Consider the following 21,634-nt stretch of genomic DNA (forward strand, 5'->3'; position numbering starts at 1 on the left):
ATCGGAACTCCTATGCGAATTTTATTCTTATCCCGATGGTTTCCATTTCCCCCCAATAACGGTTCAAAATTGAGGATTTACAATCTTCTGCGGTACTTGAGCCAGAATCATTCCATTACCCTGCTTTCTTTTTATGAACCAGACGAGGGCAATCCTGACCTTTCTTCAGCCTCCGCTGTTTGCCAGAGGATTCATACCGTACCCTGGAAGGAATTCCGTCCCACCCACTGGCGGTCCTTACTGGGTTTCTTTCATCCTACCCCCCGCTGGGTTCTGGACACTTACTCAAAAGAAATGGAAAAAATGGTCAGAGACTGCCTTCAGAGTCAAACTTATGATGTAATCATCGCCAGCCAGACCATCATGGCGCCTTATACCCGGAGAATCCAGGGAATCCCCAAAATTTTGGAAGAAGCCGAGGTGGGTGTATTTATCCAGAAAGCCCGGAGTTCATCTCTTCCAAGAAAAATCAGACATTCCCTGACATGGTGGAAATATCGGGCTTATCTCCAGAGTCTGTTTCACGAGTTTGATCGAATAACAGTTGTTTCTCAGGAAGAGAAAAATTACCTCTCGCCGCTTGTCCCCCAAAAAGATCGGGTGGTGGTGATTTCCAACGGGGTATCGCTTAAAGATTACCGTTCTACTGTTGCCCTCCCCAAGCCAGATACGATCATCTTCACAGGATCCTTTCGATATTCTGCCAACCACGAAGCCATGGCTTGGTTTATTTCACAGGTGCTCCCTCTGATTCAGGCACAGATTCCGGATGTTCGACTGATCATTACGGGCGATCCTGCCGGGAAAAGCATTCCTTCCAATCCCAATGTGATTCAGACAGGAGTGGTGGAAGATGTTCGAGAGTGGATTGCCTCTGCATGGGTAGCCATTGCGCCCCTTCAAACAGGAGGGGGAACCAGGTTGAAAATCCTTGAGGCAATGGCACTGCACACTCCTGTCGTTGCTACCACAAAAGGCGCAGAAGGACTGGGTGCAATCTCCCATGTCCACCTGCTTATTGCCGACACCCCTGAAGATTTTGCTAACGCGGTGATTCAGATTTGCCAGAGTCCTGCTCTTCGTGAACAGATTGCCCATTCTGCCTTCGAATTCGTCCAAAACCAATATGACTGGGATATGATCCTGCCTCTTTATCAACAGATGCTGGATGAGATTACCTCCTCTAAAAAAGAAGAAAGAGGTTAATTGCATGTTTCCTCGCTTTTCTCAAAAGTGGCTCAAACTGGATCTCAGCCCTCTGCAAGACTGGCTGGATGAAAACCGAACACGGTTGATTCGGCTTTTTGTGTTCCTCGGTCTGGCGGGATATCTGTTTCTACTCCCCCGTTATGCCATCGGGAAACACCGCCTGCCTCAAATGGTTATCTTTGCTACTTTGGGGATAGGCGGACTGGCTCTTTTGCTGGCAAATCCCGCACTGGCAACCTTACTGATCATCCCTGTCGCCTTAATGGTGCCTTTTGGAATCGGGACTGGAACACAGTCCAATCTCAACGCAGGGATTCTTATCGTGCTGGTATGCGCTGGATTATGGGTGCTCGAGATGATTGTGATTCGCAAGAAGATTAACATCATCCAGTCCAGACCTATCCTGCCTTTGTTTCTGCTCATGCTTGCTTCGGTCGTTTCGTTGGGATTTGGTCAACTGCCCTGGTTCAATATGCCGCAAGCATCTCTGGCGTCTCAAATTGGCGGCATGATGATGTATGTACTGGCAGGGTTAACCTACCTTGTCGCCGCTCATCGTTTATCCCTTCCTGCGCTCAAATGGGCAGTAATTGTATTCCTGGGAGTTGGAGCGGTCTATTTGATTTTGCGTCCATTTACAAATAACTATTATTCCCTTGTTTATCCCGTCGTTCGTCTCTTTGAACCAGGCGCAACGGGGAGCCTGTTTTGGGTGTGGATTCTCAGCATCAGCACCGGACAACTCATTTTCAATCACCGTATGCCCCTGCTGCTAAAAGTTGGATTGGGAGGATTGCTCGTGGCTTTCTTCTACAATTCTCTCATTATCGGACGAGAATGGACCTCTGGATGGCTCCCCCCAATCCTCGGCGCCAGCGCAATCATTTTTGTGGGGTTTCGGCGTACCAGAGTTTTCATCGGGTTGATGGCTATCATTGGTATTATTGCCACTTTCCCCACTTTGCAAACAACAGTCATGGGTGGCAACGAATACAGTCTGGTGACCAGAACAGAGGCCTGGGAAATCCTGTTAAAAATGGTTCAAGTTAACCCGGTTTTTGGCCTGGGACCTGCCAATTATTACTTCTACACCCCCATTTTCCCCATCCGTGGATACTATGTACAGTTCAATTCTCACAATAATTACATTGATTTACTGGTACAGACAGGTATTGTAGGGTTAGGGTTGTTTATCTGGTTCATGGTCGAACAATCTATGTTAGGGTTACGCATGATGACAAGAGTACCGGAAGGGTTTGCCAAAGGGTTAGTGTATGGCATTTTTGGCGGCACTATCGGTACGATTGTGGCAGGAATGTTTGGCGATTGGGTCATTCCCTTTATATACAATGTGGGTTTTAACGGCTTTCGAGCAAGTATTCTCGGCTGGTTCTTCATGGGGGCGCTGGTAGCGCTTGAACAGCACTTTCGCGTGGTTAATGAAAACAAATGAGGTTTTATGGATCTGTCGATTATCATTGTGAGTTGGAATGTAGCCTCTTATCTGGAAAAATGTCTTCAGTCCATATTTGAAAATCCTCCCAATTGTCTTTTTGAAGTGTGGGTAGTGGATAATGCTTCCAGTGATCAGACCATTCAAATGGTACAAAGTTGCTTTCCCCAAGTCAACCTGATTGCCAATACTCAGAATGTGGGGTTTGCTCCTGCAAACAATCAAGCCATCCGCCAGTCCACCGGACGATACGTGCTGTTGCTCAATCCTGATACAATCATTCACCCGCACCCCTTACAAACGCTGGTGCAATTCATGGACACCCACCCTGAAGCAGGTGGGGCTGGTTCGCTTTATCTATCTCCAAACGGTAAAATGCAACATTCCTGCATGCCATTTCCCACCGTGAGGAAGGAATTCTGGCGTCTTTTCCACCTTGACGTATTCTGGCACTATGGCACCTACAATATGAACCACTGGGAACGACATCAAGAGCGCGAAGTGGAAAGCCTCCAGGGAGCCTGCCTGATTTTGCGGCGGACAGTTCTGGATGAGGTTGGGTTATTAGACCCGGAATATTTCATGTATACGGAAGAAGTTGACCTGTGTTATCGTATCCACCAAAAGGGCTGGAAACTGTTCTGGGTTCCCCAAGCCGTCATTACCCATTTTGGGGGACAAAGCACTCGCCAAACCGCCAGAGAAATGTTTCTCTGGCTGTACCGAAGCAAGATCATGTTCATTCGAAAATACTTTGGCGAAAAGGAAGCCCGGCGTTATAAACAGGTCATTCGACTGAGCGCCCTGGTCAGAATCTGGCTGGGACCTTTAACAAGTGTTTTCAAGCCATCTTCTGATTATTTCAGAAAGAATATAGAAAACTATAAAGAACTGCTCAAACAACTTGCAGTGATGTAACCAGGGGGATTATGCTTCCAGGAAAATCGTTTCACGACTGGATACCCATAATAAGAGGAGGTGTTTTATCCTCACAAAAACGAGGCTGGAAGCATCATCTGGAATTCGCATTAAAGTGGCTTCAATTAGCCACCTTAGCGGCAGGCAATAAAGGGTTGCTCAAAGGAAATGAACTGATCAGAAGAAAATGGCATCCGTTGTACCCGGAAATTGCAGGACATACGATCCCCACCTTTCTAAATATTTACCTGCTGACCAGAGATTCTGCCTGGGAGTCTCTGGCACTGGAAAGCGCAACACACCTGCTGAATTACCGCACCAGAGACGGGGGAATTTACTACTGGGAAAGAGAACAACATCCATTTCCGGTAATTTTTGACACTGGACAGGCAATATTTGGGTGGATTTCAGCGTATCTTCATACAGGAAACTCTCTTTTCCTGGATGCCGCCATGCAATCTGGAAACTGGCTGGTGAACCAGCAATCCATGAACGGCTTTTGGGTAAGACATCAACACCCTGGATATTCCAAAGTGATTGATGCCAGAGTTGACTGGGCATTACTGGAATTAAATAAAATCACCGGGGAAAAAGAATATTATGAAGCGGCTCTCCGCAATCTTTGCTGGGTAATTGAGAATCAACAACCAGATGGGTGGTTTGCCCACTGCGGCTTTCGGGCAACAGAGTCACCATTTACCCACTCACTGGCATATACCGCCGAAGGTCTGTTCTTCTGCGGCAAAATCATAAACGATGAACGTCTTTTGCATGCGGCAAAGAAAACCGCTGATGCATTATTAAAACATCAACATCCCAACAGATCGCTGGCGGGGGCATTTGGGGAGCATTGGAAAATTACGGAAAAACCCATTTGCCTGACGGGCAACGCCCAGATGAGCAAACTATGGATGTGCATGGCAAAGGAATTCAATGCTACCCAATATGAAATGGCGGCAAAAAAATTTCTGGAGTTCGTTTGCAGGACACAATACCTGAAAGCAGATTACCCTCAAATTCAGGGAGGCATTGCGGGTTCTTTCCCCATTTATGGGAAATACGAGCGATTCAAGTATCCTGGCTGGGCATGCAAACTTTTTGTTGATGCCCTGCGTACTGTTCAGGAAAATCCTAACGCACAGCGATTCTTAACTTACCGCGGATAGATACCCTTATGACACTTCTTTTTTGGATTATCTGGATAATTCTGCTGATACCAGCGCTTTACTGGTGCGTGCTGGCAATTGCTTCAATTCCTGCTCCTCCCAGATATGCCTGGGAGAAGGAACAACCACAAACCCGTTTTGCCCTTGCTATTCCCGCTCACAATGAAGAAGCCGTCATTGCCGAAACAGTCAAACGACTTCGTGAACTGGATTACCCCCCGCATTTATATTCTATTTTTATTGTGGCAGACCATTGTAAGGATCGAACAGCCGAAAAGGCTCGTGATGCAGGGGCAGTGGTTTTTGAGCGCAATGAAGGACCCCGCTCTGGAAAAGGTGCGGCACTTTCATGGTTGTTCAACAAAATCTTTGAGGATTCATCCATTCAAGCCGTGGTTATATTTGATGCGGATACCAACGTTGACCGAAAATTCTTGAGAGTTATGGATGTTCGCCTCAGAAACGGGGCTCAGGTTGTGCAGGGACAGCACCGCATTCGCAATGAAAACGATGGATGGTTCCCGTTGTTAACCTGGGCAATGTTCCTGATCGACAACCGCTACCAGAACCTCGGAAGGAATAATCTGAGATGTTCAGCCAAGCACATGGGAGATTCTATTTGTTTCCGGGCGGACATCCTGCGTAAACTGGGCTGGGGTGAAGGGTTAACCGAAGATTATCAGTTGCGTCAACGTCTTTTACTGGAAGGCATACGAATCGAATACGAACCCGAAGCCATTGGGCTCGGTGAGGCTCCCCTGAACTGGCAACAAGCCCGTGCACAGCGTGCCCGCTGGTTGAGGGGAACGCGCGACGCCAGCCAGACACTTGCACCTGTTTTACTCAAGGAAGGACTTCGCCGGCGTGATGTGGCAATTTTAGAAGGGGCATTCCAGGCTTATTTTCCCTCCTACTCCACCCTGACCGTCATTGCTGCGTTCTTTCTGGCACTGACCCTGATCGTTGGGTGGACAGGACAACCTGTGCCTTCTTCTCTCCTCACTGCATGGATAGGACTTGTGGGAGGACTCTTTATTTATCCGTTTGGAGGGCTTCTCCTCGAAAGAGCGCCGCTTAAAGCCTACCTCGCCATTCTGACAGGACCTTTGTTTATTCTCTGGAGAACTCTTCTGGCTCTTCAGGCACGGCTGAGCCGAAAACCTGTCGAATGGATTAGAACAGCACATGGACAAGGAAAATGAAACGATCTGCGCTTTTCTGGATCTGTGCCTTAGCCGTCATCCTGAGAGTTGGAGTGGCTGTTTACCTGGGTAATTCCGTGGAAGCCTTGCCCGGTGTTTCAGATCAGTTATCCTATCATCATCTCGCCATCCGGGTAATTGAGGGCCATGGCTTTAGTTTTGATCGCGCCTGGTGGCCTGCTACACGGGCAGGCGAACCGACTGCTCACTGGAGTTTCCTGTATACCTTCTACCTGGCGGGTATTTACGCCCTTTTTGGAGTACAGCCGATAATCGCCCGAATCCTTCAGGCAATCATCGTGGGAATTTTACAGCCCTGGTTGACATACTGGATCGGAAAGAAAATTTTCGGGCATACCGTAGGGCTGTGGGCAGCCTTTCTCAACGCAGTTTATCTTTACTTTATTTACTACGCCGGTACTTTGATGACCGAACCATTTTACATTACAGCCATTTTAGGGGTACTGGCACTTTCCATCCAACTGGCCCAATCCTCTCAATCAGCCAACCAGCAAACTCGAATATCTATTTTGCTGGGGCTGATTTTTGGAATTGCAGTGTTGCTACGCCAGTTATTTCTTTTATTTTTGCCTTTCCTGTTCTTGTGGATCGCCTTTAAAAATAAACAGGAACGCCTTGGATTAAGATGGGCACATGTGATCATCCCCCTGGGTATTCTTTTGGGGATGATTCTTCCCTTCACCCTGTACAATTATGAGCGATTTGGTGAAGTGGTTTTGCTCAATACCAATTCAGGATATGCATTCTTCTGGGGAAATCACCCATACTACGGGACAAAATTCATCCCTATTCTGAGCGAAGAAGAATATCTAGCCCTCCTTCCTGAAGAATTGCTCCACCTGAACGAAGCCGCTCTGGACAAAGCGCTGCTCGGTCTTGGTATACAATATGTGCTGGATGATCCCATTCGCTATCTGTTATTGACTCTCAGCCGCATCCCTCCGTATTTTGATTTTCTCCCCCACAGGGACTCTGGTCTGATCAGCAATCTGACCCGCGTGTTCAGTTTTGGAGTGCTGTTTCCATTCATGTTGACAGGGATGGCACTGGCTGTTAAGAGTACCTATCGCAAATTTTCAACTTTCTTTGCCTCCTCTATCGGCTTATTGCTCCTGTTCTCGCTCGTGTATACCGGTATTCATGTGCTCACATGGACATTGATTCGATACCGCTTACCCGTAGATGCCGTCTGTCTCATCTTTGCCGGGCTGGTCTTTGATCACCTTTCTGCCCTCGCCTTAAAAAAACCTTTGACAACATGAACATTCTCTACTACGTTCCTTATTCTCCCAATCTGGTGCGGGTACGCCCGTACAACTTGATTCGGGCTTTACTCCATCGAGGGCATTCCGTCACTTTAGCCTCGCTGGTTACCCACCCAGCCGACCATGAAGACCTGCAGAAACTGGCTTCTGAAGGCGCCCGTGTTGTTTTTTCCCCTATGTCAAAATGGCAGTCACTGATAAACTGCGTCCTGTATTTACCCAGCCGGTACCCCCTGCAAGCTGTGTATTCCTGGAATGCTTCTCTGGTAAGGCAATTAAAGACGCTCATCGCCGAAGACCATTTTGATGTGATTCATGTGGAGCACCTCCGCGGAGCCAGGGTGGGCATAGCGTTGCGCAACGGAACCACCCTTCCAGTGGTATGGGACAGCGTGGATAACATCAGCCATCTGTTCCGTCAGGCACGAAAAAAAGCGGTTAAAGCCTCGAGTCGATTGATTACCTCCGTAGAACTGTTCCGTACCCCGGCTTACGAAAGATGGTTATGTGAGCAGTTCGATCATACTCTGGTAACCTCTCCCATAGACCGACAAGCCTTTCTGAATTTAAAGCCGAAATTTCCAGAACGGATCAGTGTGTTGCCTAATGGCGTAGATCTGGACTTCTTTACCCCTGGAGCACCCGAGCAACGCCACCAGGAGGAGATTGTCGTAAGCGGAAAGATGAGTTACCACGCCAATATCAGCATGGTTATCCATCTTGTGCAGGACATCATGCCTCTGGTCTGGAATGAGCGTCCAAAAGTAAAGTTGATTATCGCAGGAAAAGATCCACCTCAAACGATTAAGTCCTTCGCCCAAGACCCACGCATTACCGTAACAGGGGAAGTGCCTGACATCCGGCTCTATCTTCAACACGCCACCGTTGCCGTAGCCCCCATTACCTATGGCGCGGGGATTCAGAACAAGGTATTGGAAGCCATGGCATGCGCAACCCCTGTAGTAGCCAGCCCACAGGCAGTACAGGCATTAAACAGTGTGGATGGGAAAGACTTGCTGGTTGCCGAGTCCCCCCAATCATTTGCCGAAAAGATATTACTCTTATTAAACAACCCCTTAGTGCGTGAGGAAATTGGGCAATGTGGGCGCAGATACATCGAACAATACCATTCCTGGAACGCAGTTGCCCAAAACCTTGAAGAGGTTTATGAAAAAGTCATTGAAAATCAACCCCAAAGCCACAGGCGATGAGGCTGACGTGTTGAAATTGAATTACAGTTACCCATATTAATGTCAATGCCAGGCGACAAAGAACGCTTCTTCACGTACAATTGAAAAGAACCTCTAGAAATGATAAGGATCTCGCATGAACATCATAGAATATCTTACCCCGCTCAAGAAATGGTGGTGGTTGCTCGTGGTTGCTACCGTTCTGGCTGCCATCTCGAGTTATGTATATTCACTTCGTCAACCCCCTGTGTATCAGGTACGTACGACCTTGATGGTAGGAAATACCCTCAATGCCCCCAATCCCAGTGGAGGGGAATTTTATCTACAGCAACTTCTGGCAGGAATTTATGCCGATATTGCCTACAGGGAACCTGTCCGCCAGGCGACCATGCAGGCGTTAGGGCTGGATTTTCTGCCGGAGTACACTGTGCGCGCCTTACCCAATTCAACCCTGATTGAGATTGTGGTAACCGATACCGACCCGGTGAGAACAACCGTGGTTGCCAACGAACTGGCAAAGCAACTGATGAATCGCAGTCCCTCTCTGGACGGGAACAGCGACCAGGACCGCGAATTCCTCCAGAATCAATTACAAATCGTGCGCACGCAAATTGAAGAGACTCGCAAGGAACTGGAAAGTTTACAGACACAACTAAGCAATCTGACCAGCGCCCGTCAAATTTCTGAAGTTCAGGCACAGATCCAGTTCCTGGAAAACCGTTTGAATAATTTACAGTCCACCTATGCCGCGCTTCTGTCCAATACCCAACAGGGAGCAACCAATGCCCTCACTGTGATCGAACCAGCGGAGTTACCCACCAGCCCGGTGGGTCCGAATCGGTTGGCAGGCATCCTCCTGGCATCAGGGTTGGGGTTGGTCCTGGCGGCAGGTTCGGCATATCTCATCGAATTTCTTGATGATACGGTGAAAACGCCTGAAGAAGCCAAAAGGCTGGTATCGTACCCTGTCCTTGGAGAGATTATTGAATTTCCGCCCGAAGCCAATACCTGGAAATACGCACTGGAAGAACCCAGAGCACCGGTCACCAATTCCTTCCGGGTGTTAAGAAACAATCTGGACATGCTTCAGAAGGATTACCCTATCCGCTCATTACTTGTCAGTAGCGCAGGGAAATCCGAGGGAAAGTCCGTTGTGGTGACCAATCTGGCAATTGTGATGGCTCAACGGGATCGCAAAGTCATCTGTGTGGATGCCGATTTTCATCGTCCGGTCATGCACCAGGCTATTCAATACGATAATCATGAAGGATTAAGCGATGTTCTTCTGGGAAGAAAAAGTCTTCAGGAGGTCATTCATCCATGGATTGGAGAAAACCTCATGCTTATTCCTTCTGGAGAACTTCCCGAAGATACTGCCGACCTGCTGGGATCGCGGAAAATGGAGGAAATCATTGAAACCTTAACCCAAATGGCGGATATGGTCATTTTTGATGGTCCTCCTTTCTTTCTGGCCGACGCCTCAATTCTCAGCACGAAGGTGGACGGGCTTCTTCTGGTCATTCGACCGGGATATACCCGCAAAGATGCCATCAAAGCCGTAAAGGAACAAATTGCTCAGTTAAATCTTACCAGGGTTTGGGTAGCATTGAATCGTGTTCCCAAAAAAGAATCCTATTACAGCAGGTATTACCCTTACGAAAATAAAAAGAAATCTTAACCTTTGCAGGGAAAAATTTCATTGATTTTTTCTCGTTTTTGACACATGATAAGGAGGATGAAAAACATCCTCCTTATTTTTTTCGTGTTTCTGTTATTTGCCTCCTGTGCGGCACAACCCTACCCCGAGGGTAACGAGGGTACCCAGGAAGTCCCCCTTCCATCCTCAACAAATCCATCCGGGCAATCTTCTTTCTCCATCTTTCTCCCCACTGTGATGAGACCGGAAGAAAGCCGCTACCGGATTAACGCCCGTTTTCTGCCCGATGAGACCTGGCTGGTCCCCGCCTCAATCTTCTGGTTTGGTAAAGTTAATCGCACCGAAAATTATGTGGATGTACGGGTTGGCTATGGCGATCAAAATTTGAAACTGCATTTTGAGGTTTTCGATCGCATGCTCTGGTATGATACCACTCCAACCACCGAAGAATTAACCCGGTTTGACGCCATCCAGGTCTTTCTTAAGACTTCAGGAGCGAATGGGAACAATCTGGATACCAGTTCTTACCAGTTCGTTGCCCAAAGTCATCCCAATTACCTGAATAAATCCTCATACATGGCATCCTACCGGTGGAATGGACAGCAATGGGTCAATGCCACCATCCCATTTGATATCCGGCTGGCATATGCGGGAGAAGGGGGTTACAACCAGACCAGCAAAGACAACCGCGGCTGGTTCATTGAAGTGTCCATCCCGTACACCAGCCTTGGTATCAGCCAAAAACCGGCTACGGGAACAACCTGGGGAATGGCCGTGATATTACATGACCGCGATGACGCCAGCAGTTCTCTTCACACCCAACAGTGGCCCCCCAACGGAAACCTGAACGTGCCTGCTACGTGGGGAACACTTGGGTTTGGTTTACCCATTTATACTCCGCCATCTTCTATTAATCAGACCACCCTGATCATCCGCGAAGGCTGGAACGCCGCCAAAGTCCCCGATGCCAGTGTAGGAGGCAGCACGGTTTGCGGAGAGGGTACTGATTTCTTCGGCACCTGGGGAGACACGCCAGAGAGTTTCTACGCAAACCGGACAGTGAATAACACCCAGTTCAACATCCAGAATCAAATGGATGTTGCCGACTGGCCCTGCTTTGCCAAATATTATGTGACTTTTCCCCTAAACGCAATCCCAACAGGAAAAGTCATCGTCTCGGCAAAACTGATTCTGCACCATTTTGGCAATTCTGGTGCACCCGGGGAAGCAGAAGACTCTCTTATTCATGTCATGCTGGCTGAGAAAGAATGGGATGAACGCACTCTAACATGGAATAACGCCCCGTTAGCCCTGGAAAATTATGCCGCCGTGTACGTTCCTCCCCTGCTCAGTTACCCCGGAGATATGGGGGTCCGCCGCGAATGGGTGATCACCCCGGCACTGCTCAGGTCTTACCAGAAAGGCGAGCCCTTGAGACTGGTATTGTACTCCTCCGATTCTGCCCGTCACAGTGGAAAGTACTTTTGGGCATCGAATCGTCCAGACCTGGAGGCATCCCGTCCAACGCTGGAAATTATTTACGGAGACCCTGCACCCTAAGCGATGATCCTTAGCAGGACAATGGAAGACGCAAGGTGAATACGGCGCCGCCTTCCGGACGATTTCCGGCTTCCAGTGAACCTCCGTGAGCAATCGCCAGATGCCGCGCAATCGCTAATCCCAAACCAGTACCTTCATGGGAGAGGTTGCGATTCCCGCGGTAAAACCGTTCAAAAATGAAGGGTAAATCTTCGGGAGCGATGCCAGGTCCCGTATCTTCTACCACAAAAGCCATGAAATTACCATCCTGAAGCAATCGCAGACGAATGTTTCCGGCTTCGGGGGTAAAGCGCAGGGCATTACTCAGCAGGTTGTTTAAGATTTGCTCGATCCGCTGTTCATCTCCCCAAACTGCCGGTACAATCCCGGGAAGTTCATTCACTATCTGTAATTGAATGGATTTTCCTTCTGCCTCGGGACGGAACCGTTCATAGACCTTCTGCGCCAGATGAACGGGCGAGATTTCCCGCTTCTCCAGCGGAATTTGCCCTGCATCGGCTAAAGCAAGCATCCTCAAATCTTCGACCAGCCGAGCCAGAAATTCAGTTTGATCCAGAACCGGCTGGAGATTCTCAGGGGTAAGAGGATAGATTCCATCCTGTAAGGCTTCTAAATGGGCGCGTTGAACGGCAATGGGGGTGCGCAATTCATGAGCGATATCCGCTGTCATGGCTTTGCGATTATTTTCTGCCTTTTGCAAAGAGTCTGCCATGTGATTGAATGCCCGCGCAAGAAGCGCCAGTTCATCTTTACCTTTTTCAGGTACCCGAACAGACAAATTCCCCGCCGCCATTTGTTGAGATGCCTGAATTAATGCTTTCAAAGGTGACAGGAACAGATTGGATAAAATCAGTGCCAGCACAACAGCCGTAATGCCGCCAATGACTCCAGCCCAGATACTTGCCTGTGTGAGCCGATTGAGGAGTTGAGCACTGTTCTGTCCACTCATCATCCCGCCTTCAACCAGCAAATACCCGATAATGCGGTTTTGGGCATCCCTCAGAATCACTGCACGGGAGCGATCCAGAAGAGAAATCCTCTTCCCCGACACCCCCTGGGTATCCGCAACAATTTTCCCTGCTTTATCGGCTACGCGAATACTGGATCCCATCATCATTCTTCCCATGCCGCGCCCGCCAGGCAATAAGGCTTCTACCCCTTCCCAGCCGCCATTCTGCTGGTAGTATTCTTCCAGGGTACCTGCCAGATCTTCCACTCCGACCATTCCCCCTCTAAGCATGAAAGATCGTAATTCCCCTATAGATGTGTATTGAAAGATGAGAATGACACTGAGCGCGGTGATAACCGCAACCAGCCCGTACGAAAGAAGCAATTTCACCCTCATGGTTTACCCCTTGCGGAAACGATAACCTACCCCAAAAACCGTCTCAATATACCGGGGATGGCGAGGGTCGTCCTCAATTTTGGCTCGCAGGTTTTTAATATGGGCATCAATGGTACGTTCATACCCTTCATAGGCTACCCCCTGAAGGGATTCCAATAATTGCATCCGGGTAAATACCCGTCCGGGTTGCATCATCAGCGTCGAAAGCAACTGGAATTCTGTAGGGGTCAGAGAAATTTCGCTTTCTCCCTTTCTGACGGTGTGAGTATCCAAATCCACCTCTAAATCTCCTTCATGGAGGATTTGAGAACCACCTGCAGCACGGTTGAAACGCCTTAAGACCGCGCGCACCCGTGCAACCAGTTCTCGAACCGAATATGGCTTGACAATGTAATCATCTGCCCCCAGTTCCAGTCCAATCAAACGGTCTGTTTCCTCCACCCGTGCAGTGACCATAATGAGCGGGACATCGCTCTGGCGGCGGATCTCCCGGGCAACATCCAGACCATCCATTCCCGGGAGGTTCAGGTCGAGCAACACCAGATCGGGTTTATGCTGTTTGAATGAGGTCAAGCCGGTATCGCCACGGGAAGCAACGATGACCTGAAATCCTGCCTTCTCCAGATAAGATTGTGCCACTCTGGCGAGTTCTGTTTCATCCTCAATGAGCAATACGGTAGACATGTTCCCCAATCCCTTTCAGCACTTCCAGCAACCTTGTTTTCCAGGTTTCATCCTGTACCTGGAGCCAGTACGCGTTTTTCCCTGCTCGAATATCGCGTCCAAGGGGAGGAAGTCCTCGTTCAGAGAGACCTTCAGGCAAAGGCGGAAAACGAAGGACAATCTGATCGCCCTCAAAAGAGACAGAAGACAATCCGGCTTTTTGGGCATACAGTTTTATCCGCATCTGGTAAATCAGATTTTTCACCTGCTCAGGAATTGGACCAAAGCGGTCCCGGAATTCTTCTTCCAGCGCATCCAGTTCATCTTCCCGTTCCACATCCGCAAGGCGCCGGTAGAGTTTCAGCCGAAGATTTTGATCAGGGATGTAAGAGACCGGAATACCCATTGCCAGGGGCAAATCTACATTAACAGGATTGGAGATGCCCCCTTTTAATTCCTCTTCGGGAGAAACAGAAATTCCACTGACCTCGCGAATCTGGCGTACGGCTTGTGCCAGTAAACGAGTGTATAAATGAAAGCCAACCGCGGCAATCATGCCATGCTGACGGGTGCCAAGCAGTTCTCCAGCGCCGCGCATTTCCAGATCCCGCATGGCAATAGAATACCCTGAACCCAGTTGCGTATTCTCAGCAATAATTTCCAGGCGTTCCTGTCCTTCAGGGGTGGGCGCTTTTTTGCGGTGGCGGAAGAAGTAAGCATAGGCTCGTTGCGCTCCCCTGCCCACTCTCCCGCGGAGTTGATACAGTTGCGCCAAACCAAACGTGTCTCCGCGATCGACGATCAGGGTGTTGGCATTGGGAATATCTAAGCCGGATTCGATAATTGAAGTACACAGAAGCACATCCAGTTCGCCGCGGGTAAATGCCATCATGACACGGGACAGAGCCTCTTCAGGCATTTGCCCGTGAGCGATTCCAATCCGGGCTTCCGGCACCAATTTCTGGAGATGCCTTTCCATCGCGTGAATCGTTTGCACACGATTGTGAACAAAGAACACCTGCCCACCGCGTTCAATTTCACGTAAAATCGCCTGCCGCACCAGCCGGGGTGAATATGGACCGATGTGGGTGATAATGGGCAAGCGCTCAGCCGGGGGAGTATTGATCTGCGAGATGTCTCTTACCCCCGTCAATGCCATATACAGTGTGCGGGGGATGGGGGTGGCAGTCAGGGTCAGCACATCCACTTCGGTGCGAAGTTTCTTGAAGTATTCTTTATGGGTAACGCCAAAGCGCTGTTCCTCGTCAATGATGACCAGACCCAAATCCTTGAAGGCTACATCAGGTTGGAGCAAGCGATGGGTTCCAATGATGATATCAATCGTGCCATCCCGAAGATGTTGAAGGATGCGTTCCTGTTCTTTTGGGGTGCGAAAGCGGCTGAGCATTTCCACCATGACCGGGAAGGGAGCCAGGCGCTGGCGAAACGTCTCGAAATGTTGCTGAGCAAGCACCGTTGTCGGCACCAGCATGGCAACCTGTTTTCCATCCATAACTGCTTTAAATGCAGCGCGAAGTGCCACTTCCGTTTTTCCATACCCCACATCTCCACACAGTAACCGATCCATGGGACGGGAACGCTCCATATCCTGCTTGACCGCCTGAATGGCTTTGATCTGGTCTTCCGTCTCAATATAGGGGAAACTGGCTTCCAGTTCTTTCTGCCAGACTGTATCCGGAGAAAACGCATGCCCTCTGGCTACCTGTCGTTTGGCGTACAATTCCAGCAATTCTTGCGCAACTTCCAGCACCGACTCTCGTACCCGCTGTTTCACCGAAGCCCATTCGCTCCCGCCTAAATGGGTCAGAGAGGGAGTCTCGCCGCTGGGACCTATATAGCGGGTGAGACGATCTGCCTGATATACCGGGACAAAAATGGTGTCTCCACCCTCGTATTCAATGGCTAAATACTCCCGTTCAATGCCATCTACTGTTCGACGGCTTAAGCCCGCAAACCGCCCGATACCGTAATCCACATGAACGATGTAGTCACCCACTTTAAAGTCGGTGTACTCCGATTCAGGGGCATAAACTGCCTGACGCGCCCGACCTCTCGGCTGAGGACGATCCCACCCGAAGATCTCGCTATCAGTAAACAGGTAGACCTGTTGACCATCATCAAGGGTAAGCACCCAGCCCTCACTTAAAGTACCTTCCAGAAATTCTGGCTGGCAAGAAACCGGGTTTTGTTCAGTTTGTTCTTGCCAGACTTCACGAATCCTCCCTACCTGGCGGGAAAGGATGAAAAATTTCTGACGGTCCGCACATCCTGAGAGCAGGAAGTCCACAAAGGATTTCAGTCGTCCACCAAAACGAGGTCCGGGCTGGAAAGCCTCTGCCAGAGGCGAATTTTCTGTCGCCGTGCCACGTCCCAACTCAATCCAGGGGTACGCGCTGAGGATTTCCCTGATTTCAGAAAAAGAGATATAGGGAACGGGAAAATCTTTTTCCAGAATGCCTTCTGCAAGGCTATCGTGACGGGTTTTTATCGCCTGTTCTTCAATTTCATTGCTGAAAGTTTGCAGTAAATCCAGGTCATCCAGAATTATCAGGACATTTTGCGGGAGAAATTCCAGCACACTTGCAGGCGTGGAGTGCACAACGGGTAAATAGAACTCGTCTAAATCCTGAAGAGAAAGATTCAATTCACTGGCTTTCCCTGGCAGGACCTCCCGCGCTGGAGTAATCAATACCGATTGAATCGGTTGAATTTTTCGCTGGGTAGCCGGATCAAATGTACGCAGGGTTTCAATTTCATCGCCAAAGAATTCTAACCGCACAGGATACGCCTCAGCGGGAGGCCAGATATCCAGAATTCCACCCCGATGTGAGAACTGCCCCGGCTCTAACACCGTATCCATGGATTGATAACCAATTTGCACCCACCAGCGCTTTAATTGCTCCAGAGAAATGGTTTGTCCCTGGCGAATGGGTTTGCTTGCTTTGAGAAACTCCCGCCTTGAGAGCGTCCGGGTCATTACTGCCCGGATTGGGGCAACAATCAACGGGGGGATCTCCGGTTTGGGTACGCCAGGAATGGCGTATTTCGCCAGTAAAGTAAGCACCTGAATTCGATCCCTGCGAACCTGTGCCCCCCAGGCCGCGGGCTCATAAAAGAGCGGTGTAGGTTCCGGGAACAGATAGACCGGCAAATCTTTTGCCCAGAAGGACAATTCATCAAACCAGTACAGGGCATGGTCGGCACGGTCGGTGATCAAAAAAACAGGGCGTTGTAAATCTTCTCGCAGGCTTTCTGCCAGCGGGATTCTGGCAGAGCGCATCAGGGCTAAACCGGGCAAGGGCAATCCAGCCCGCAGATCTTCTAAAAGACTCCGATAAGCCTTAAGGGAACGAATCGAATCGAGCACTTATGTCCCTTCTTTTCCTGAACCATTAAACTCATTCATTGCCGTCTGAATGCCGGCTTCTACGTAACGCAAAGCGGCTTTAACCGCGCGATCCAGCACTTCATCCAGAATTTCCTTTTCTTTTTCGGAAAAATCCTGCAACACATACGCCGCAGGATCCATCTGACCTGGCGGACGACCAATACCAATCCTCAAACGACAAAACTGAGCAGTCCCCAGTTGCTGAATGATGGAACTGACCCCTTTCTGGCCTGCAGATCCGCCTCCCGGGCGAAGCCGCAGGGTTCCCAATGGCAGGTCAAGGTCATCGTGAGCAACCAGAATTTGTTCCGGAGGGATCTTATAAAACTGCGCCAGCCCTTTTACTGATTGACCCGAAAGATTCATATAGGTTTGAGGCTTTGCCAGAATCAGACGTTTGCCAGCATATTGACCGGTAGCAATGAGGGCTTTCGATTGCACCCGCCCCGGGGTGATTAACAGGGCTTTGGCAAGGCGGTCAATGAACATAAAACCGGCGTTGTGACGATTTTCTCGATACTCTCGCCCGGGATTCCCCAATCCCACAATCAGAAAAGGCTTGAGCGGTTCGTCTGTTTGAGAATGATGAAACAACCGCTGAAACATGGATTATCCCCCTTTCCGGAAAAGAACCTGTAACAGGAAATATCCTCCCAAAAGGATAAAAAGCCCAATTGCTACAATTCCTCCTAAGAGGAACGAACGTTGAAGTTTATCGGATGAAATTTCCAGCGGGTTGGCAGGCACAGTGCCCTGTCCTTCTACGCCAGAAGGGGTGTAATCGCCGGGAGCGGTGATGGTCTTTTGCGAACCTACTGCGCCCTGAGGAACCGGTGTGCTGGTTTCAATGGGGGTGTAATTTCGAACCCGTACCTGTTGAACGATGGTTTCAGCCATCCTGCCTTCGGAGAGATACACCCTCACGCGAATACGGTATTGTCCATCGGTAATGGTAGTTGTGTCCCAGGTTGCCAGCGTCCCCCCACGGACAATTTGATCCCCTTTGTCAATCAGAAACCAGGTGTTGGTATCGTCCCTTTGATAGGCAAAAGAAACCTCGTACGATTGGAAGCCTTCCAGGTCAACGTTGCCTGCAATGGTAACCTGCCCCTGAACAGCCTCCCCAGGGCGTGGCGTATCCACAATGACTTGCTGTGCTAAAGGCACAAACCAGCCAGCCACAAGCACCATCCACCAACGAACAAGCCAGAGGATTATTTTGAACATAAGCAAATGTAAAGTTTATCATGAAGCCAGAGAACCTGCAAATTTTTTGACTCGACGGCAAAGGCGTGCTTTTCCTTAAGGGATAGACTATACTGGACCCATGTCTCACGACCGCCTGTATCACGCTCTGCGTCTGTTGGGAAAGCCTTTTCGATATTCCTGTGATGGGACAACCTCTCTACCAGATGGAGAACCTGTGCTACTGGTAGGCAACCATTGTGGTGCCACCGGACCTGTTCAATGCGTCTTATCGCTCCCTCGCCGGGTTTACCCCTGGATTGTGGTGGATATGCTGGACCCCCAACGGATTGTCCCTTACCTGTATCAGGATTTTATTACCACCACCCTGCACCTGAAGGGAACCTTTGGGTGGTTCCTGGCAAAGGCAATTGCTAAAATAGCCCTGCCCCTTCTGCAAGGTCTCGGCTGTATTGCAGTAGATCGCTATGACGTGCGTTTTAGTGGAGCGTTTCGTCGCAGTATGGAATTGTTAGAGACGGGCAAGGCACTGCTGATCTTTCCAGAGGATCCTCTGCTCCCCATCAACCCCCAAACAGGAATGCGCCCTTTTATGAGTGGCTTCCTGTGGCTGTGTGTGCTTTATGAACGAAAAACGGGCAAACGCCTTCCGGTAATTCCCATAGCAATCGTACCTTCTAAAAAGAGCATTGTTCTGGGCGACCCACTGGTTTTTCCGCTTCTTCAATCTCCCAGGGAAGACATGAAGAGACTGGCTCTGGAACTTGAGATAAACATCTCCCGATTACTGAAAAGATAGAATCTACCTTACATAGTCCTTCGATATAATGAAACTGCAAAAGGAGGAAAGCCATGAGCAAACTGGTTACAGTATCGGAAATGCGGGAAATTGAAGCCGAAGCAAATGCAAAAGGATGGACTTACGCCCAAATGATGGAGCGTGCTGGCACGGGAGTAGCGCAACTGGTGCACTCGCTGTATGGATATGAAGAAAACCTCCAGGCGCTCGCACTGGTGGGATCAGGAAATAACGGCGGCGATGCGCTTGTGACGTTGCACTGGCTGGCAAAAGCAGGCTGGAAGGTTCTGGCATATCTGGTACGCCCTCGTCCCGCTGGCGATCCTCTCGTTGAAAAGGTGCTGAATGGCGGTGGAGAAATTGCCCTGGCGTGGGAGGATCCCTCCTTTGCCCGTTTGAATGCATGGCTGGAAGGTTCAACGGTTCTGATTGACGGTGTACTTGGAACCGGAATCCGCCTGCCTCTCCAGGAAGAGGTTGCCCGTGTGCTTGCCCATGTGAAGAATTTGCCCAATCGTCCACCCTGCGTGGCTGTGGATTGTCCTTCCGGGGTAGATTGTGACAGTGGAGAAGCAGCACCCGAGTGCATCCCGGCAGAAATTACCGCCTGTATGGCGGGCGTGAAAATTGGATTGATAAAGTATCCGGCATTTTCTCTTGTTGGCGAAATTCAGGTGATTGATATCGGGTTGCCTTCTGGACTTTCTTCATGGGAAGGTGTTCAAAGAGAAGTGATTGACGAGGAATGGGTCAGCGCCCGATTGCCTGTCCGACCAGTGGAAGGGCACAAAGGTACATTTGGAACCGCTATGATTTGCGGCGGGTGCCTTTCCTACAGCGGAGCGCCCATGCTCGCTGCCGAAGGCGCGGGAAGGAGCGGTGTTGGACTGGTTCAAGTTGCTGTGCCTGCTTCCGTCCATGCCGTGATTGCAGGGAGCAACTGGAATGTAACCTGGGTTCCTCTCCCCGAAGAAAAGGGGTTTATTGCTGCGGAAGCAGCCTCTGTGTTATTCAAATCACTCCAGCGGACCACTGCACTTCTCATCGGTCCCGGGTTCGGACTGGAGCCCGATACCCAGAAATTCCTGCAACGCATACTGGAAGCCAATGAGAAAATCCCGGAAGAGCGTCCAATGGGGTTTTTATCCAGTAAAGACTTATCTGCCCGGAAACCTTCGCACCGCTCCCTACCACCTCTGATTCTCGATGCCGATGGATTGAAATTGTTATCTCAAATTGAGAACTGGCAAACCTTGCTTCCACCCAACAGCATTCTCACGCCTCACCCCGGTGAAATGGCAGTGCTTACCGGTTTAAGCACCAGCCAGATTCAAGCCAACCGAATCAATACGGCGCTGGAATTTGCGCAAAAGTGGAATCAGATTGTGGTTTTGAAAGGCGCATTTACGGTCATTGCTGCCCCGGATGGCAGGCTGGGGTATATCCCCATTGCCACAAACGCACTGGCACACGGTGGCACCGGTGATGTCCTGGCAGGGATCATCACCGCCCTCCGGGCGCAAGGGATGGACAGTTTCGAAGCCGCCTGCGCAGGCGCATGGATCCATGCACAGGCAGGATTGATTGCCGCGCAGGAAACTGGACATCCGGCTTCCGTTCAGGCTACAGATGTGTGTAAAGCCATCCCTGCTGTACTGGAATGGGTCTGGAAAGAAGGCTAAAAAAACCGCCCACAGGCTAGTAACCTGTGGGCGGTTTCAGGCATTACTGAAAGAAAACCAGAAATCCTAAACGGGAGTTTCCCCTTTGGGTTTGGAAACAACGTTCTGAACAACCTCAGTCACTTTGGCTTTCTGCTCTTCCAGAACGGCTTGCCCTTTCTTTGCCAGTTCCTCGGCTTTGCTTAAATACTCTTCTGTGCGCGTTTCAACTTCCTTGCTAACGGTTTGAGCGGTTTCAGAAGCCTTATCCGCCAGTTCAATCGCGCGCTCTTTGATAAGCACACGGGTCTCTTCACCGCTCTGAGGGGCGAAAAGCAGAGAAACCACCGCGCCGGTAACAGCGCCAACAACAAAACCAATCAGGAACGCGCCGAATTCATCTCGATCCGACATATGAAACTCCTTTCGTGCATTTTGCACAACTGTGGACTACTTGCGAGTCATTCGCAAAATCTCTGTGAATTTGCGGATTGCCGCAAGATACTCGTTTAACTTGATCACCGGCTCACTGAGGTTGTCACTTAAGAAAGTAACCGTCCCTTTCAGGGTATTCACCGTTTGATTGGTTGACTGAATGATGGGACGAATTTCGTGATTGATCAGGTTAATCAAAATCGCCAGTTGGACAATTAAGATAACCAGGGCAACCCCAATGACCAGCGATTCAAGCGCCATAAAGATAATAAAGACATCCCGCACACGGGCAGTCGTCTCATTATCCGATTGAATCAGCAAGACTGCGCCGGCAATCAGTCCGGCAAGCAAAACTACTCCCGCAATGATCAGCCCTATCGGTACGCCAGATTTCTTCTCCACATCCGCGGGCGCTGACGGGAGGGTTTCAGACGGTATTTCCTGCGAGGGAGATTCAGGAGAAAATTCACTCATA

The 21,634-nt window shown here is 49.8% G+C and carries 18 protein-coding genes; 11 read left to right on the forward strand and 7 right to left on the reverse strand.

Annotated features, from left to right (window positions below):
- The first annotated feature begins 12 nt into the window (after positions 1-12).
- The 9 genes from LHF31_RS10495 (at position 13) to LHF31_RS10535 (ending at position 11,641) form a co-directional block, all read left to right on the forward strand.
- On the forward strand, positions 13-1,206 hold the full coding sequence (locus tag LHF31_RS10495) for a glycosyltransferase (RefSeq protein WP_298009270.1): 1,194 nt from the start codon (positions 13-15) through the stop codon (positions 1,204-1,206).
- A gap of 4 nt (positions 1,207-1,210) precedes the next feature.
- On the forward strand, positions 1,211-2,662 hold the full coding sequence (locus tag LHF31_RS10500) for an O-antigen ligase (RefSeq protein ID WP_298009266.1): 1,452 nt from the start codon (positions 1,211-1,213) through the stop codon (positions 2,660-2,662).
- 6 nt (positions 2,663-2,668) lie between these two features.
- Entirely contained in the window at positions 2,669-3,580 is a 912-nt protein-coding gene (locus LHF31_RS10505) for a glycosyltransferase family 2 protein (protein WP_303774208.1), read from the forward strand.
- An 11-nt stretch (positions 3,581-3,591) separates the two neighbouring features.
- Positions 3,592-4,746, forward strand: a complete 1,155-nt coding sequence (locus tag LHF31_RS10510) for a hypothetical protein (protein ID WP_298009259.1) — start codon at positions 3,592-3,594, stop codon at positions 4,744-4,746.
- 8 nt (positions 4,747-4,754) lie between these two features.
- Positions 4,755-5,948: a glycosyltransferase family 2 protein gene (locus LHF31_RS10515; protein ID WP_298009256.1), complete on the forward strand. Its 1,194-nt coding sequence runs from the start codon at positions 4,755-4,757 to the stop codon at positions 5,946-5,948.
- Entirely contained in the window at positions 5,945-7,231 is a 1,287-nt protein-coding gene (locus tag LHF31_RS10520) for a glycosyltransferase family 39 protein (protein ID WP_298009254.1), read from the forward strand. Before LHF31_RS10515 ends, LHF31_RS10520 begins: the two co-directional genes overlap by 4 nt.
- Complete coding sequence (locus LHF31_RS10525) at positions 7,228-8,445, forward strand: glycosyltransferase (protein ID WP_298009251.1); 1,218 nt, start codon at positions 7,228-7,230, stop codon at positions 8,443-8,445. Before LHF31_RS10520 ends, LHF31_RS10525 begins: the two co-directional genes overlap by 4 nt.
- A 115-nt stretch (positions 8,446-8,560) precedes the next feature.
- On the forward strand, positions 8,561-10,102 hold the full coding sequence (locus LHF31_RS10530; RefSeq protein WP_298009248.1) for a polysaccharide biosynthesis tyrosine autokinase: 1,542 nt from the start codon (positions 8,561-8,563) through the stop codon (positions 10,100-10,102).
- A gap of 57 nt (positions 10,103-10,159) precedes the next feature.
- A complete protein-coding gene (locus tag LHF31_RS10535) occupies positions 10,160-11,641 on the forward strand; it encodes a DNRLRE domain-containing protein (RefSeq protein ID WP_298009246.1) in 1,482 nt (493 codons plus the stop codon).
- Positions 11,642-11,651: 10 nt separating this feature from the next.
- Here LHF31_RS10535 and LHF31_RS10540 read toward each other — a convergent pair whose 3' ends face one another.
- Genes LHF31_RS10540 through LHF31_RS10560 form a run of 5 tightly spaced genes read right to left on the reverse strand, consistent with a single transcriptional unit; the run spans position 11,652 to position 18,285 of the window.
- Complete coding sequence (locus tag LHF31_RS10540; RefSeq protein WP_303774209.1) at positions 11,652-12,986, reverse strand: cell wall metabolism sensor histidine kinase WalK; 1,335 nt, start codon at positions 12,984-12,986, stop codon at positions 11,652-11,654.
- 3 nt (positions 12,987-12,989) lie between these two features.
- Entirely contained in the window at positions 12,990-13,670 is a 681-nt protein-coding gene (locus LHF31_RS10545) for a response regulator transcription factor (RefSeq protein ID WP_298004849.1), read from the reverse strand.
- The gene (gene mfd, locus LHF31_RS10550) at positions 13,648-17,037 is read right to left on the reverse strand and encodes a transcription-repair coupling factor (protein WP_303774210.1); all 3,390 of its coding nucleotides are present in this window, start codon (positions 17,035-17,037) and stop codon (positions 13,648-13,650) included. Before mfd ends, LHF31_RS10545 begins: the two co-directional genes overlap by 23 nt.
- Positions 17,038-17,664 carry an aminoacyl-tRNA hydrolase gene (pth, locus tag LHF31_RS10555; protein ID WP_298004657.1) on the reverse strand — a complete coding sequence of 209 codons (627 nt, stop codon included), beginning with the start codon at positions 17,662-17,664 and terminating at the stop codon, positions 17,038-17,040.
- A 3-nt stretch (positions 17,665-17,667) separates the two neighbouring features.
- Positions 17,668-18,285 (reverse strand): hypothetical protein, encoded by a 618-nt coding sequence (locus LHF31_RS10560; RefSeq protein ID WP_298004654.1) that lies wholly within the window; start codon positions 18,283-18,285, stop codon positions 17,668-17,670.
- Positions 18,286-18,385: 100 nt separating this feature from the next.
- Here LHF31_RS10560 and LHF31_RS10565 point away from each other — a divergent pair, with 100 nt between their 5' ends.
- Both LHF31_RS10565 and LHF31_RS10570 read left to right on the forward strand, forming a co-directional pair.
- Positions 18,386-19,063, forward strand: coding sequence for a 1-acyl-sn-glycerol-3-phosphate acyltransferase (locus LHF31_RS10565; protein WP_298004651.1), 678 nt, complete (start codon positions 18,386-18,388; stop codon positions 19,061-19,063).
- A gap of 53 nt (positions 19,064-19,116) precedes the next feature.
- Positions 19,117-20,745: an NAD(P)H-hydrate dehydratase gene (locus LHF31_RS10570; RefSeq protein ID WP_303774211.1), complete on the forward strand. Its 1,629-nt coding sequence runs from the start codon at positions 19,117-19,119 to the stop codon at positions 20,743-20,745.
- 66 nt (positions 20,746-20,811) lie between these two features.
- Here the strand turns inward: LHF31_RS10570 and LHF31_RS10575 are convergent, their stop codons facing one another.
- A complete protein-coding gene (locus tag LHF31_RS10575) occupies positions 20,812-21,138 on the reverse strand; it encodes a YtxH domain-containing protein (RefSeq protein WP_298004644.1) in 327 nt (108 codons plus the stop codon).
- A gap of 36 nt (positions 21,139-21,174) precedes the next feature.
- Positions 21,175-21,633, reverse strand: coding sequence for a hypothetical protein (locus LHF31_RS10580; RefSeq protein ID WP_298004642.1), 459 nt, complete (start codon positions 21,631-21,633; stop codon positions 21,175-21,177).
- Position 21,634 lies beyond the last annotated feature (1 nt).

Origin of the sequence: Anaerolinea thermophila, from assembly GCF_020723905.1 — a bacterium.
In the GTDB taxonomy this organism is placed as follows: domain Bacteria; phylum Chloroflexota; class Anaerolineae; order Anaerolineales; family Anaerolineaceae; genus Anaerolinea; species Anaerolinea thermophila_A.